Here is a 15,454-nt window from a genome sequence, read left to right as displayed (position 1 = left end):
ACGAATCCAGACAATCAAACGTACAAGAACAACGCAATGGGCAGCACACGGTTAGTTTCGCATATGTGCGCTGCGCAAGAAGGCAAAGGAACACTATGACAAGCAGTACATTCTTCCTCAATCGTCTGAGCAGCGAACCGCACGCTGTGATATTCGGCGGCCAATCCACGCCATGGACGACTGCGTTGGCGGAATTGACCACCGACCCGACGCTCGAGGCTGTTCTGAAAGACCATGTGAAGGCGGCAGAGCGTCTGCTGTTCCCCGTCTATTCGGAACTCATGGCAACCAACGGTCGTCCACTCGACATCTTCGATTTCAAGCCGAATATGGCGAAGCTTGGAGATGCGGCAGCAGCTTCAGCAAGCGTTCCTGGCATCGCATTGACTCAGCTGGGAACCATGCTCGATTCGGCGAACCTTGGCTATGACATTGCCACCGCCAAGGCAACCGCGGTTCTCGGCCATTCGCAGGGTGTGATTGCCGCCCATATGGTGCAGCAAATCGTCGCTGCGGGATCCATCAAGGCAGCGACTGCGGGAATCGACGAGATTCTGGCCATCGCCATGCTCATAGGCGCTGCGGGAACGCGCAGGACCCGTCAGATCTCGCTGATTTCTCACGGTGAATCGACGCCGATGCTCTCAATCAAGGGAGCGACCCGCAAGCAGGTTGAGACCTTGATTGGCCGCGTAGCCGAGCCACGGGGCCCTATCGTCATTGCAGTGTCGAACGCTCCGACACACCAGGTGCTGTCGGGCTACCCTGGCGATCTCGAAGCCTTTGCGGTCGAAGTCGGCAAGGAGCATCGTCATCAGGCGAAGCTTCGCGAAGACAAGATTCGCGGCGGTGCCGTCTTCAACCCCATACTTGAATATCTTGAAGTCACGCTTCCATTCCATTCCCCATTGATGGAGGACGCCGTTGCCATGACGGCCGATTGGGCGAAGGAATGCGGTCTGGACGCATCGCGCACGCGCACGCTCGCACGGGAAGTCCTCGTCAATCCTGTCGACTGGGTCGAGAAGATCGAGACCTTGCTGAAGGACACCGACCCAAGCAAGCTGTGGATTGTAGACTTTGGCCCAGGAACCACGCTCGGCAAGCTCACCACGCCATTGCTGCAGGGCAGCGGAGCTGGAATCGTCGAGGCCGCAACGGCGGCAGGACGCGCCAAGCTCTCGACCTTGGAAACGTCGCCGGATCGAACGCAGGACTGGAAGCGCTTTGCGCCAAGCATCATCAGCACTCCTGCGGGCGACAAGATTCGCACCAAGTTCAGCGAGCTCACCGGCAAGCCGCCGGTGTTGCTCGCAGGCATGACGCCAACGACCGTCGAGCCGGAAATCGTCGCTGCCGCGGCGAATGCAGGCTACTGGACGGAGCTCGCCGGTGGCGGTCAGGTCACATCGGAAGTATTCGATGGCCACGTTGCCAAGCTTGAGAAGGAGCTGCAGGAGGGCCGCACGGTTCAGTTCAACGCCATGTTCATGGATCGCTACCTGTGGAATCTTCACTTCGGCACCCAGAAAATCGTTCCCAAGAAGCGTGCATCGGGTACGCCATTCGATGGTGTCGTCATTTCCGCAGGTATCCCTGAGCTTGACGAAGCCAAGGATCTGATCGCGTCGCTGCAGACAGACGGCTTCCCATTCGTATGTTTCAAGCCAGGCACCGTAGACCAGATTCATCAGGTCGTTCGCATAGCCCAGGCCGTGGCTCCCACCAAGATTCTGATTCAGGTCGAGGGGGGCGCCGCAGGAGGCCATCATTCATGGGAATCGCTCGATGATCTGCTCATCAACACCTATGCCGAGGTTCGTTCATGCGACAACCTCGTCATCGTCACCGGTGGCGGCATCGGCACGCCTGAGCGCGCCGCCGATTACATTTCCGGTGAATGGGCACGTGCCTATGGTCTGCGCGACATGCCAGTCGATGGCGTACTCGTCGGCACCGCTGCCATGACTGCCAAAGAGGCACACACCAGCCCACAGGTCAAGCAGATGCTGGTGGATACGCCAGGAATCACTGACAATACGCCTGATGCAGACCCATTCGCACCAATCGGCGAGAAGTGGGTTCCCAGCGGCAAGGCTGTGGGCGGCGTCACTTCAGGCCTGAGCCATCTGCATGCGGACATCTATGAGCTTGAGAATTCCTCGGCACGATGCGGCCGTCTGCTCGTTCGCGTGATGAAGCATCCAGAAGAGCTGGAATCACGGCGCGAAGAAATCATCGAGGCCTTGGATGAAACAGCCAAGCCATACTTCGGTGACCTCGATTCGATGACCTATGAACAGTGGGCGCAGCGCTTTGTCGAACTCGCCTATCCTTGGGCGGACGGCACCTATGCCGATCGCTTCCTCCATTTGCTCAGGCGCATCGAGGCTCGCGTCTGCGAGCAGGAGAGCGGCGAATTCGTCTCGCTCTTCCCGGATCGCGCAAGCATTGCCGACCCTCATGCGGCAATCGAGCGGTTGAAGAAGGAATATCCGCAGGTTGCCGACATTCGCGTAACGCCGACCGATGTGGCATGGTTCCCGATTCTCGTCCGTGAATATCCCAAGCCCATGCCCTTCGTGCCGGTCATAGACAATGATCTGCTGCGCTGGTGGGGTCAGGATCAGCTCTGGCAATCCGAAGATTCGCGCTATAGCGCTGATTCGGTCCGCATCATTCCTGGGCCGATCTCCGTCGGTGGCATCACCACCAAGGATGAGCCGGTCGCGCACATTCTTGAGCGTTTCGAAGACGCTTCGATTGAACGAGTGAAGCAGATCTCTGGCGAAAAGACCGTCAAGGCCTTCTCCGAACTTGCAGGTTCCGCAACTCCCGAAGAGTTCATCCGTCGCAGCCCGCATATCTCCTGGGTCGGTCATCTGATGGACAACCCTGCATTCGGCACAGAGATCGGCGATCCATATTACGAGATCGTGCCGGTCGAAGACACCAAGGCGACCGCTGATTCGACCCGTCAGCTCTTCGACCTTGACATTCATCTCGATACCTTCTGGGACAACGATCCTGACCGCGGAGTCAGCAAGCACGCGGTTCGCCACATCGTGATTCCATTGGTCGTCGATGGCGCCCAGTCAGGGCTATTCCCAGTGGTCGATCGTGACCGTCTGCCGAAGCACGTCTATCAGATGCTTGCGGCGACCGCTGGCATCGGCAACACCAGCATCACCGGTGACAGGCTCACCGCCATGCCCGAAATCGAGCAGCAGAGCGATAAGTCGGCATATCCATTCGGCATCGCTCACACGAGCTATACCTTCGCCGAAAACCTCGGCTTCGACCACGAATCCGCCACGGCAGGCACCTTGCCAAACGGCCTTGTCGCGTCGAAGATCACACCTGATGCCTTGGTCGGCCCAGCATGGCCTGCAATATATGCGGCCCTGGGTTCCGTGTACATTGACGGATTCCCCATCATCGAAGGCCTGCTGAACGCGGTTCACCTCGATCATCTCATTCGCATGGACGTCAACGAGCAGGAACTGCTCGCACACACCGGAGAGACGGTTTCGCTCACGAGCTGGGCCGAACAATACAGGGAATCGGTGTCCGGACGTGTGGTGACCATCCATGTCGTCCACACGGCGCAGGATGGCACGGTTCTGGCGCACGAAACCGAGCGCTTCGCCATCCGAGGACGTGCATACAGCGCAGAGCTTCCTGTCGAGGCACCTGACTTCGGCGGCATCTGCGATGAGGTGCTCGACACGCCTCGCCGTCTGCTGCGCAGAGTCAAGGTCGTCGCACCGTCGAACATGACGGCATTCGCACGCACTTCGGGCGACTTCAACCCGATCCACACTTCGGCGCGAGGTGCCGCAGTGTCCGGTCTGAAGGCACCGCTCGTGCACGGCATGTGGCTTTCGGCCACGGCCCAGCACGTCGCCCAGGCCTTTGACGACAACGGCCTGCACTGCGAGATCGTCGGTTGGACTTACAACATGTATGGCATGGTCCAGCTGAATGACACCGTTGAGATTTCGGTCGAACGCGTTGGCAAGGTCAGCCATGGTGGCATGGTGCTCGAAGTCACCAGCCGCATCGATGGTCAGCTGGTATCACGTGGAACCGCAATCACCAGGGCCGTTCGCTCCGCTTTCGTCTACCCGGGTCAGGGCATTCAGAAGCAGGGCATGGTGCTTGACGAGCGCGCCAAGTCGGTCGCAGCCCGCGACACATGGGAGCGTGCAGACGCTCTGACTCGCAGTAAGCTCGGCTTCTCGATTCTCTCGGTCGTTCGCGATAACCCGAAGCAGCTCACTGCGAATGGCGTGACATACCGTCACCCAGAAGGTCTGCTCAACCTGACGCAGTTCACCCAGGTTGCGCTCGCAACGGTCGCATTCGCTCAGACGGCCCGCCTGCGTGAGGCAGGATCCGACATCTGGCCAGCGTACTTCGCCGGTCACTCGCTCGGTGAATACAATGCGCTGAGCTCCTTCGCAGGAATCATTCCTTTGGAGACCGTGCTGGAGCTGGTGTTCCACCGTGGTTCGACCATGCATCATCTGATCGACCGCGACGCTCAGGGGCGTTCGAACTATCGCATGGGCGCGCTTCGCCCGAACCAGTTCGGTGTCGGTGACTCTCAGGTCAAGTCTTACATCGAAGAGGTCAGCAAGCAGTGCGGCGAATTCCTTGAGATCGTGAATTACAACCTTGCCGGTCAGCAGTATGCGATAGCAGGAACCATCGCAGGGCTGAAGTATCTGCAGGCAGACTCGTCACGCAGAGCCAAGGAATATGGTGGCAAGCCGCCATTCATGCTGGTTCCCGGCATCGATGTGCCATTCCACTCCACACTGCTGCGCAAGGGTGTGCCTGAATTCAGGGACAAGCTTGACGCACTGCTGCCACAGCATATTGACTACGAGCGTCTGGTCGACCGCTACATACCTAACCTCGTGGCCGCACCGTTCGAGATGACGAAGGAATTCGCCGCAAGGATCCTCGAAGTCGTGCCTTCGGAGCGCATCAAGGCAGCCCTTGATGACGATGCCGTATGGAATTCCTATGCCGAGGACGAGCAGAAGCTCGGCCGTCTGCTGCTGACTGAACTGCTGTCGTGGCAGTTCGCTTCGCCTGTGCGTTGGATCGAAACCCAGGCGTTGCTCTTCGCATCGCGCGCTCAGGGCGGACTCGGTGTCGAGGAATACGTCGAAGTCGGTTTGGGCAATGCTCCGACCTTGGCGAATCTCGGTACCAAGACGCTGCGTCTTCCAGAATTCTCAGGCCGTCACGTCACCGTCTACAATGTCGGCCGCGATGAGGGTCGTGTCTACATGACCGATTCGGACTCGCTCGTACCAGACGATGAGCCGATGGATTCCGTAGAAAGCGCACAGGCGGCTGTACAGACTCCTGCACAGGCAGCTGCGCCAGCCGCAGCAGTTCCGGCAGCGCCAGCCGCAGCTCCAGTCCCTGCAGCTCCAGTCCCTGCAGCGGCTTCGGGCGAGCGCCCGGCCGACATCGAATTCAAGGCATCCGATGCGATTGCAGCCTTGCTTGCATACTCAGGCAAGCTTCGTCCAGATCAGATCGGTGATAGCGACACGACCGATACCCTGACGAATGGTGTGTCTTCACGACGTAACCAGCTGTTGATGGACATCAGCTCCGAACTTGGCGTTGCCAGCGTCGATGGCGCTGCCGATGCCAATATCGGTGCACTCAACGCCTTGGTAAACAAGGTTGCGCCAAACTACAAGCCATTCGGACCGGTACTTGGCGAGATCGTTCGCGAGCGTCTGCGTGCCATGTTCGGTGCTGCCGGTGTGAAGGTTCCCCAGATCGAGAAGCGCGTTACCGATGTATGGCAGTTGGGTGCAGGCTGGGCGTATGCCACGGTCGTGGCACTCGTGCTGGAAACCCGCGAGGGTGCTTCCGCTCGTGGCGGTGACCTGGCTTCGCTGCCAAGCGACGCCGTTGCCAACGTTTCGGCCGCCAATGCGATCGTCGATTCTGCAGTGCAGAAGGTCGCCCAGCAGCACGGTGTCTCGGTGAGTCTGCCGAGCGCGGGTGGCGCAGCGGGTGGTGCGGTCGTCGATTCCGCAGCGCTCGATGCATTCGCGCAGAAGGTCACCGGCTCAGATGGCGTGCTTGCTCAGACCGCTCGTTTCGTGCTCAACCAGATTGGTGCGACCCCTGCCGTGCCACAGGCCGGCGAGGATGACAACGCGGCCGTGGTTGCCGCCGTAGAGGCCGAACTTGGTGCGGATTGGCCAAAGCAGGTTGAGCCTCGCTTCGATTCGCGCAAGGCGATCCTATTGGATGATCGCTGGGCTTCGGCGCGAGAGGATCTCGCTCATATCTACTATGACGGTGCTTTCGAAAATAGTACTTTCGAAGACGGTGCAACGACCGTTCTCAGCTTTGTCGGAGCAGGTCAGGAAGTGCACGAACAGGCACTCTGGTTTGCAGACAAGGCCAGGAAGTCCGGCAACGAGAAGCTGAGCGCCCGCTTCGCTCAGATTGCCGATGAAGCATTGCAGACTCCTGTCGAAAACGGTTCCGGCGAATTTGCCAAGGATATCGCAGTCGTCACCGGTGTGGCTCCCAACTCGATCGCCGCCCAGGTCGTTGCCGACTTGCTTGCTGGGGGAGCGACGGTCGTCGCCACTTCGCACAGCTTCAAGCACAGCATCGTCGAATGGGCAAAGCGCACTTATCACACGCATGCTGTTGGCAATGCTCGCCTGTGGGTGGTTCCTGCCAATCTTTCGAGCTACCGAGACGTTGACGAACTCGTCAAGTGGATCGGCAATGAGCAGAAGAAGACGAGCGGCGCGACCACCACGATTCTTAAATCCGAATATGAACCGACGCTCTTCTTCCCCTTCGCTGCCCCTCCGGTTCATGGCAGCATGGCGGATTCCGGCCAGCTCTTCGAATCGCAGGCGAGACTCATGCTATGGGGCGTCGAGCGTGCGATCACTGGTCTTTCGGCCATCGGTGCCGACACCGATGTGCAGCACAGGCTGCATGTGGTGCTTCCAGGCTCTCCCAACCGTGGCATGTTCGGCGGCGATGGAGCGTATGGCGAGGTGAAGTCGGCATTCGATGCGATCGTAAATCGTTCTCATGCAGAGTCTGACTGGTCTGACCGCGTCACCTTCGCCCATCCCCGCATCGGCTGGGTTCGTGGAACCGGTCTTATGGGCGGTAACGATCCTCTGGTCGATGTTGTCGAAAGCCACGGTTTAAAGACCTACTCGACCACTGAGATCGCAAGCAAGCTCATCGAGCTGTGCTCTCCTGAATCACGCGAACATGCTGTGGAAGCTCCTCTGAACGTTGACCTTACCGGCGGACTCGGCAACGAACCGCTTGATATCAACGAATTGTGGGCTGAGGCCAAGGCAAAGGAGATTTCGGCTCATGTCGCGGGCGAATCCGATGCCAAGAATGCTGACGAACAGAAGGCTTCCGCGGTGAACAAGGCGCTGCCAACGCCGCATGTTCCTCACCAGCCGAAGGTCGATCTGGCTGACTGGAAGCAGGTCAGCGCCAAGCCTGAAGACGAGATCGTCATCGTCTCCGTAGGTGAACTTGGCCCGTGGGGCTCTGGCCGCACGCGATTCGAGGCCGAGCTGGGCATTCACTCCGACGGTCAGGTGGATCTGACCGCTGCCGGTGTGCTCGAACTCGCATGGAACATGGGCTTGCTGACATGGCAGGACAGTCCGAAACCGGGTTGGTACGACGCCGATGGCAACCTCGTTCCCGAGGAGGACATCGCCGAGCGCTATCACGACGAGGTCGTGGCTCGCTCCGGCATTCGTCCCTTCGACGAGGGCATGGGCAATGACTATTCTGATGGCACTGACGAAGAAGAGCAGGATGTCTTCATCGATCACGACGTCGAGTTCTCCGTTCCTACCAAGGCAATCGCCGACGAATACATGAAGCTGGATGCGACGCGCACTTCGATTCGTCCCGACGACGAGACCGGTGAATGGATCGTCACCCGTCACAAGGGTTCGATCGTTCGCGTTCCTCGCCGCGCGACGATGAGCCGCACGGTCGGAGGCCAGTTCCCGAAGGGCTTCGATCCGCTCAAGTGGGGCATTCCCGCCTCGATGGTCGGCTCGGTCGATCAGATTGCGCTGTGGAACATCGTCACCGCCGTGGATGCTTACATCTCTGCAGGCTTCTCGCCCGTCGAGATTCTGCAGTCGATTCATCCATCCAAGGTCGCCAGCACGCAGGGCACCGGTTTCGGTGGCATGTCCTCGATGAGAAAGCTCTATCTTGACCGCTTCCTCAACAAGGAAGTCCCGACCGACATTCTGCAGGAAGCGTTGCCGAACGTGGTTGCGGCACACGTCATGCAGGCATACATCGGTGGCTATGGCAACATGATTCAGCCAGTCTCTGCATGCGCGACGGCTGCGGTGTCGCTTGAGGAGGGCGTCGACAAGATCGCTCTTGGCAAGGCGGACTTCGTGGTGACGGGTGCGATCGATGATATCGGCGTTGAATCGGTTATCGGCTTTGGCAACATGAACGCGACCGCGAATGCACAGGAAATGCTCGACAAGGGCATTGCACCGCGCTTCTTCTCTCGTGCGAATGACCGTCGTCGTGGAGGATTCCTCGAGTCCCAGGGTGGCGGCACCATTCTCGTGACTCGCGGTGATATTGCTTTGAAGATCGGATTGCCAGTCGCAGCTGTGGTCGGATATATCCACTCCTTCGCCGATGGTGGCAACACCTCGATTCCAGCGCCAGGTCTGGGTGCGCTTGCCGCCGGTCTGGGTGGCAAGGACTCCCAGTTTGTGCATGAATTGGCCAAGCTGGGCGTCGCCCCTGACGACATCGCCGTGGTATCGAAGCATGATACCTCCACGAATGCCAACGATCCGAACGAGTCCGAGCTGCACAACACGCTCGCTCACGCAATCGGTCGTGCAGACGGGAATCCGTTGTTCGTCATCTCGCAGAAGTCGCTGACCGGCCACGCGAAGGGCGGTGCCTGCATCTTCCAGATCAATGGCCTGACCCAGCTCTTCGATTCCGGCGTGATTCCGGCGAATGCCTCGCTCGACTGCGTCGATCCGAAGCTGCGCCGCGATGACCACATGGTGTGGCTTACCAGGCATCTGCACATTGGAACGGTGAAGGCTGGTTTGGTCACGTCGCTTGGCTTTGGACACGTTTCCGGTATCGGTGCCATCATCAGCCCTGGTGCATTCGAAGCTGCCGTTGCCAAGAATGCAGGCAAGAAGGCGCTTGAGGAATGGCGTGAAAAGGCCAACGCGCGTCTTGCAGCCGGACAGCGTCACCGCATCGAAGGCATGATGGGCCGCGCGGCCCTCTACGAGCCGATGGACAACCGTCGCTTCCATGAGGACGGCCATGGTTATGACGGCCATGAGATCGAAAAGGCCATGCTGCTCGATCCCGAAGCCCGTCTCGGCGCCTCCGGCTACTACGAGCGCTGACATTGCCAGTACTGGGGATGTAAGCCTCCATGCTGCCCAGTCCGACCTGATTCAAGGCTTGGCTGGGCAGCATGGTTTGCTGCAATGTCTCTGTGCATGGGTTTCTGGTGGTGGCATGTTCTCATCAATCGTGCGAGAACATGCCACCATCACCCTTTTGTGATGAGCTGGGCACAGTATGTGATCATTTTCTGACCTTTTCGCGTGTCTGATATGTGTCTGACAGTGCTTTTGAATCGAGATTGTGAGTTTTGCGGCAATTGCGAAGTATAAGTGGTGATTTTTGGCTTAGATCAACCGATGTTTCAACGATTTTTCGTGTTTATACTTCGCAATTGCCGCAAAACTCGCAATCTCGTCGGTAATGGGAGTAAATCCATCGCAGAACGAGAGAAAAGTTGAATGAATCTTAAAGGCTAGAGTGAATACATGAGTGAAATTCTTGGTCTGGGGCATGATGTGGTAGATGTTGATGCATTTTCGCAGCAGTGGCATGAGCCATCCTCGACCATGCGCAAGCTTTTCTCTGTACGAGAGTTGCGGCAGTGCACCATGCGTGCGGCGCTCAAGCACGATGAAGAGGCTTTGCATGCCGCGGCTCGATGGGCTGGCAAGGAATCGGTTATCAAGGCTTGGTCAGAGGCCATCGCCGATGGCACAGTCCCATTCACCATTGACTCAGTCCCGTGGAACGAAATCGAAATCCTTGACGATTCACGCGGCCGCCCACAGGTGATTCTCGGCGAATCGCTTGCTCAGTCCCTCACGCGCTCAATTGCGGCTCGGAGTCCTGCGACCTGGCATATCTCCCTTTCGCATGATGGCTCCATCGCATCCGCCGTCGCGATATTGGTGCATTCATCTGACCACTAAGGCGCAGACACAGGTTGTGCCTTGTAAGTCGCTTGCATCGAAGCAACGGCGAAAACGACTCTCAAAGCACATCCTGCCTGCATAGTAATTCTGTAAACACAGTATTCTTCTAAAACGTAGTCTGTAGGTAGTCTGTGGGTAGCTTGTGGGTAATCTGTGGCTAATTTGTGGGCAATCCGAGGGCTTGAATCAGACTAGAACTGTGCGACCTGCTGAGATGATGGCTTCGGCGACCGCATCGAGCGCGGGCGAGGAGAGTTTCCATTGCTGCCAGAACAAGGGCAGAAGCAGCGGTTCAGGCGAGAGCAACGCCAGACCATCCTTGGGGTAGGTATCTAGGAACGCTTTGGGAATAAGCCCCCAGCCATAGCCCAGCGAAATCGCGTTGTTGTATCCGACCGAAGTCGGAATGTAATGTGTCGGCGGATGAACCTTGATGCGCGTGATGCGGCGGATGAACAGGTATTGCATTCGATCCTCACGGTCGTATTGAATCAGCGGTGCATGCTCGACCGCGTCCAGGGTCATGCCGCTCGGAAACCAGCGCTCGGCGAATTCGGCGGTCGAAACCGCGTAATAGGGCATTGAGCCAAGTTTGGTGATCGAGCAGCCCTGCACTGCACGGCCTTCGGCGGTGATGGCGGCCATGACCTCGCCGGAGCGTAGCAGCCCGGCTGAAACATGCTCGTCCTGCCGACGAATGTCGATGGATATCGACTGGTGCACGACAGGAGCCAACGCGGGCAGCACCCAACTTTCGAGTGCGTCGGCGTTGACCACGATGCGGATGTTGACCGCGCTCGCGGTCCGCTCGGATTTGAGCATGGAAATGGCTTCATCCTGCGCGAGTTCGATCTGACGCGCGAGACGTACCAGAAGCTGCCCGACCTGCGTGGGCTTGACCGGCTTGCTGCGTTGCAGCACGATATGGCCAAGCTGCGATTCAAGATTCTTGATGCGCTGGCTGATGGCAGACTGCGAGATGTGAAGCTCGTCTGCAGCGGCGTCGAAGCTGCCGGTTTCGAGTATGGTCTGCAAGGCGTTGAACTGCTCAAGGGGGAGCGTGCGAATCTGCTCGGCGATTCTCGTTGCTGAGGTGTCGCCGAGGGTCTGGCTGGTGTCCTGGAGTTTCTTGATTGCGTTGAATTCATTCGCTGTGAGCTTCGTATCAGACGGTGCGTGCCGTGTGCTGGCTTGCCTGTTCTGTGTGGCGTTCGCCGGGTGGCGTGCCTGCGATTTCCGTATCATCTAGTGGCTCTTAACTCTTGATAAACCCTTGTATCTTCGGCCTTGTTGACCGACTTCCATGCAGCGGTCGTTGTCGAAGCAACGTCTGCTGTGGCGTCAAGTATTCTCCATTAATACTAACATAAGTAATACTAATAATATATAAATAAAAACACTTGGACTTATTATTCTCTGTCACATACGATGCTCAATTGTGAGTTCAATAGTGTTATCGATTCTTATCGCAGGTTTCACCAGCCAGGCTGGAATCATCGTCGCCGTTGGTGCGCAGAATGCCTTCATCATTCGTCAAGGCATTGCGCGAGCATACGTGCCGCAGATACTTACCATCTGCATTGGCGCGGATATCGTATTGATCAGTCTTGGCACTGCCGGTATGGGAAGCATGGTCTCAGCACATCCAGAGGTTCTCAAGGCGCTTACCTTGGTTGGTGCCTTCGTGCTGCTCATATATGGCTTCTCGGCGTTCAAGCGTGTGTTTGAAACTTTGATGAGACTTAAAAACCGTCTGAGGATGCGGAAGGCTCGCGCGATGGCACTCGCTGGCGGTGGAAGTCTCGATGACCGCGAACTGCGCGGCTCGAACGATGACGGAGGGGATGGCAGTCAGCGTAACGTCGCCGATTCCATGACTGTGCAATCGGCATCATCGCTCAGAGGCTCTGCCTCAGCCTCAATTGCTGGCAGCGTCGAATCTTCCGGCAACGAGTTTCAGCAAGGCGCTCAGACGACCCTCAGGAAAAGCCTGCTCGCCTGCCTCGGCTTCACATTCCTGAACCCCGGCGTCTACCTCGATTCGCTCGTGTTGCTCGGCGGCATCGCCGCCTCGTACGGTGCCGGTCTGAAATGGTCGTTCGCAGCCGGAGCGATGCTCTGCAGCGTGGTCTGGTTCATCTCTCTTGGCTTCCTGTCATCGAAGATGTCGAAGCTCTTCAAGAACGAATACGCATGGCTGGTGCTCGACATCATCATCGGCATCATGATGATCTTCATCGCTGCGCACCTGGCGCTGCGGTGATTGCGCTGGGTTGATTGCGCTGCGTGTCGCGCAATGTTCGGGGTGCATGTATAATTACTCAGGTTGTCTGTGAGAGTGGCGAAGCCGCTTTCGCACCAATGCGGGCGTAGCTCAATGGTAGAGCCTCAGTCTTCCAAACTGATTACGCGGGTTCGATTCCCGTCGCCCGCTCCACACACGGAGCCGCACAGTGGCGGCATTCCAACGATTATTACCAATCACCTCAACGATTCCATGCGCTCGCTTTTTCCCGACTGAAACCCGATTACGGTGAATTACGGTGGTTTACGGTGGTTATAGTCCCTACCATAGTCCCTACTAAACTAGTGGCAGGAGAGGAACGAACATGGCGAAGAAAAAGGACCATCGCAGGACTAAAGGCTCAGGGAGCGTCAGCACCGACACGCGCGGATACACCGTATATCGGCTAGAACTCCCACCCGACCCAGTGACCGGCAAGCGACGGCATAAGACCTTCACCGCCAAGGATCCGATCAAGGCAAGGACCAAGTACCTCGAAGCCAAGAGAAAGTACATCGCCACCGGAGTCATCGAATCCTCCCACACCCCCGCGTTGAAGGACTGGCTCACCCGTTGGCTCGAGGAATTCAAACGCCCCAACGTCAAACCCAGAGTATGGGAATCCTACCGCTCAGATTGCAGGAACATCACGAACAGCATCGGAGCCGTCAGACTTGCAGACATCACCACCGCCCACATCCGAAAACTCGAACGGGACATCACCTCAACTCGCAGCAGCAAAACCGCGCTCAACGCCTACCGTCGACTCTCCAACGCGCTCGACGATGCCGTGGGCGAGGGGTTGATAGAAAACAACGTGTGCGCTCGCTGTGACCCGCCCAGGGTCGAGGCGAACCCGACAGTGATACTTGATGTTGGCCAGCCCATAAAGCTCATTGAGGCCGCTTCCAGCGCTTCTGGCGAGGTGAAGCGCAAGAGGGGTCAGAACAAGTGGCCGGACAGTCCAGAGGATGACGCGATGTGGGGTCTCATGTGGCGGCTCGCGTTCGAGACCGGCATGCGCCAGGGGGAGCGGTTCGCGCTCACCCCAGCGGATCTTGTGAAAGTGGACGATACTCCAGCAATCCACGTATGCCACGAACTGCAACGCTATGCCAAGGGTGCGGTCATACCCTCATGGCTCAAGGCGGAACCGGTTGCCGGGGGTATATGGATGGTGCCTCCGAAATCGAAGAAGGGTGAGCGCATCGTGCCCGTCAGCAAAACCCTCTGGAATGACCTCTCCGCTTGGGCATCCGACCATGACCTGAAGTCAGGCGATCTCATCTTCACTCGCAAGGGACAGCCATTGACCAATACGGTCGAACGACGACGCTGGCAACGAGCATTAGAATCAGCAGGATTACCCAGCGTAACCATACGCAGCGCACGCCACTACTTCGCCACCCAACTCGCCATAGCCGGAGCATCCGAAGACGCCCGCAAAAGCATCATGGGACACGTAGACATCAACACCACAGCCGGATACACCCACTGGAACGTAAAAGCGCTCGCAGACATTACCGGGAAAACGGCAATGACAGTAGAACCAGTAGAAAAATGATTTTGTTGTTTATGCCGGCTAAGCAGATAGCATCATTTGTGCCTTATCAGGGATTTCAGAATACTTTAATACTGGTACATTGTATTCGTCGAAACCAGCCAAGACATCAGAATTTATCGGCTTATCCTTGTCGTTGCCGAATACGATAAGCTCTGCGTTTTTTCTTTTCTCAGATCCTCTTGCATCATCCCAGTTAAATAGGATTGTGGCCATACTGTTCTTGTCTAGCGTGGCAGGAGCCTGACCGAATCTTGTAGGTGTAGATTTGGTCTGTTGGAAAAGAAAATCAAAAATATGCTGGAATTTGGACTTTCCCGTTATGCTCACATTTTGAGTAAAGAAAAGGTCTTGTTGCAGTAAGGCTTGGGCAACATCTTCTGCGAAGTATCCGATAATTCTATGGGTTATTGTTTCAATCATCGAATCAACGTGAATGAGAGCTTGAACATATCTGTTCATGGCATCGGCTGATTTATCGGATGGCGCTGACATGGCTATTGAACCATTTTCCAGTGTCGCCCCAAATTGTTTGACGATCTCCCCAAGTCTGTCGGCTCTTGAACTCTTCATGTTGAACCCTGATGTGATGAGTCCATTAAGCGTATAACCGTCATCGTTGAAAGACATTCTGTCATCGTACAATCTCACGTAAAACTGGAAGTGATCGTTCGCGTGGTCCAAGAAGGGCACTGTGATCTCGGTCCACCGGTCAACAACTCGTGTAGTGGCGCTGCTTTTCAGCCAATCGGCATAGCCGTCAACGAGAGTTTTGGTGTCAAAACCGTTGGTCATGGCATCATCCCGTCTATTAGTTTAGGCTTGTCTATCACGTTGAATTTATCTAATACCATGATAGTGTCATCAATGAAATTCGGGGAGGAAATGTCCACTGGTATCGCGAGGTGTGAACCAAATTCCTCTGAATATAAGTGAAGATGTGCACCTTTTATTACCGTTCCATCTGGATTCCTGTGAGGATGATAGTGAACACAGAGTCTGAAGAGTGTAACCTTCCCAGGAACGGTCATCGCAATGATGGAATGTTTATCAAAATCTATTTTTCCCCGGTACATCTCTATCCGAAATTCATCATCTGTTGTTCGTGATTTTACAGAGAATCCCTTGTTATGCTCGCCACCTTGCGGCATGACGAACTTCTTCTCTACGCAGTCCTTCAGGAGAGATATAAGCGTGGAAGCATCACTATCGTTTAGCTTGCTGACCATATTGAAATCCTGTCTCCTTCGGAATCGATGCTATCTGAAT

The 15,454-nt window shown here is 56.7% G+C and carries 7 protein-coding genes and 1 tRNA gene; 5 read left to right on the top strand and 3 right to left on the bottom strand.

The annotated features are described in order from the left end of the window. Positions 1-95 precede the first annotated feature (95 nt). Complete coding sequence (locus QN062_RS04220) at positions 96-9,464, top strand: fatty acid synthase subunit beta domain-containing protein (RefSeq protein WP_369342346.1); 9,369 nt, start codon at positions 96-98, stop codon at positions 9,462-9,464. 429 nt (positions 9,465-9,893) lie between these two features. Next, the gene (locus tag QN062_RS04215; RefSeq protein ID WP_369342345.1) at positions 9,894-10,337 is read left to right on the top strand and encodes a holo-ACP synthase; all 444 of its coding nucleotides are present in this window, start codon (positions 9,894-9,896) and stop codon (positions 10,335-10,337) included. A gap of 189 nt (positions 10,338-10,526) precedes the next feature. Here the strand turns inward: QN062_RS04215 and QN062_RS04210 are convergent, their stop codons facing one another. Next, entirely contained in the window at positions 10,527-11,585 is a 1,059-nt protein-coding gene (locus tag QN062_RS04210; RefSeq protein WP_369342344.1) for an ArgP/LysG family DNA-binding transcriptional regulator, read from the bottom strand. Positions 11,586-11,790: 205 nt separating this feature from the next. On the opposite strand from QN062_RS04210, the gene QN062_RS04205 reads away from it, so the two are divergent. The 3 genes from QN062_RS04205 (at position 11,791) to QN062_RS04195 (ending at position 14,188) form a co-directional block, all read left to right on the top strand. Continuing rightward, positions 11,791-12,603, top strand: a complete 813-nt coding sequence (locus tag QN062_RS04205) for a LysE/ArgO family amino acid transporter (RefSeq protein WP_369342343.1) — start codon at positions 11,791-11,793, stop codon at positions 12,601-12,603. A gap of 100 nt (positions 12,604-12,703) precedes the next feature. Next, positions 12,704-12,777: transfer RNA gene (locus tag QN062_RS04200), tRNA-Gly, on the top strand. Positions 12,778-12,949: 172 nt separating this feature from the next. Next, positions 12,950-14,188, top strand: a complete 1,239-nt coding sequence (locus QN062_RS04195; RefSeq protein ID WP_369342342.1) for a tyrosine-type recombinase/integrase — start codon at positions 12,950-12,952, stop codon at positions 14,186-14,188. A gap of 18 nt (positions 14,189-14,206) precedes the next feature. Here the strand turns inward: QN062_RS04195 and QN062_RS04190 are convergent, their stop codons facing one another. Then, entirely contained in the window at positions 14,207-14,980 is a 774-nt protein-coding gene (locus tag QN062_RS04190) for a DUF1829 domain-containing protein (RefSeq protein WP_369342341.1), read from the bottom strand. Next, the gene (locus QN062_RS04185) at positions 14,977-15,414 is read right to left on the bottom strand and encodes a DUF6978 family protein (protein ID WP_369342340.1); all 438 of its coding nucleotides are present in this window, start codon (positions 15,412-15,414) and stop codon (positions 14,977-14,979) included. Before QN062_RS04185 ends, QN062_RS04190 begins: the two co-directional genes overlap by 4 nt. Positions 15,415-15,454 lie beyond the last annotated feature (40 nt).

It is taken from the genome of Bifidobacterium sp. WK012_4_13 (genome assembly GCF_041080835.1).
Classification (GTDB): domain Bacteria; phylum Actinomycetota; class Actinomycetes; order Actinomycetales; family Bifidobacteriaceae; genus Bombiscardovia; species Bombiscardovia fermentum.
The sequence above is the reverse complement of the archived record's forward strand: the minus strand, read 5'-3'. Positions and strand labels throughout refer to the sequence as shown.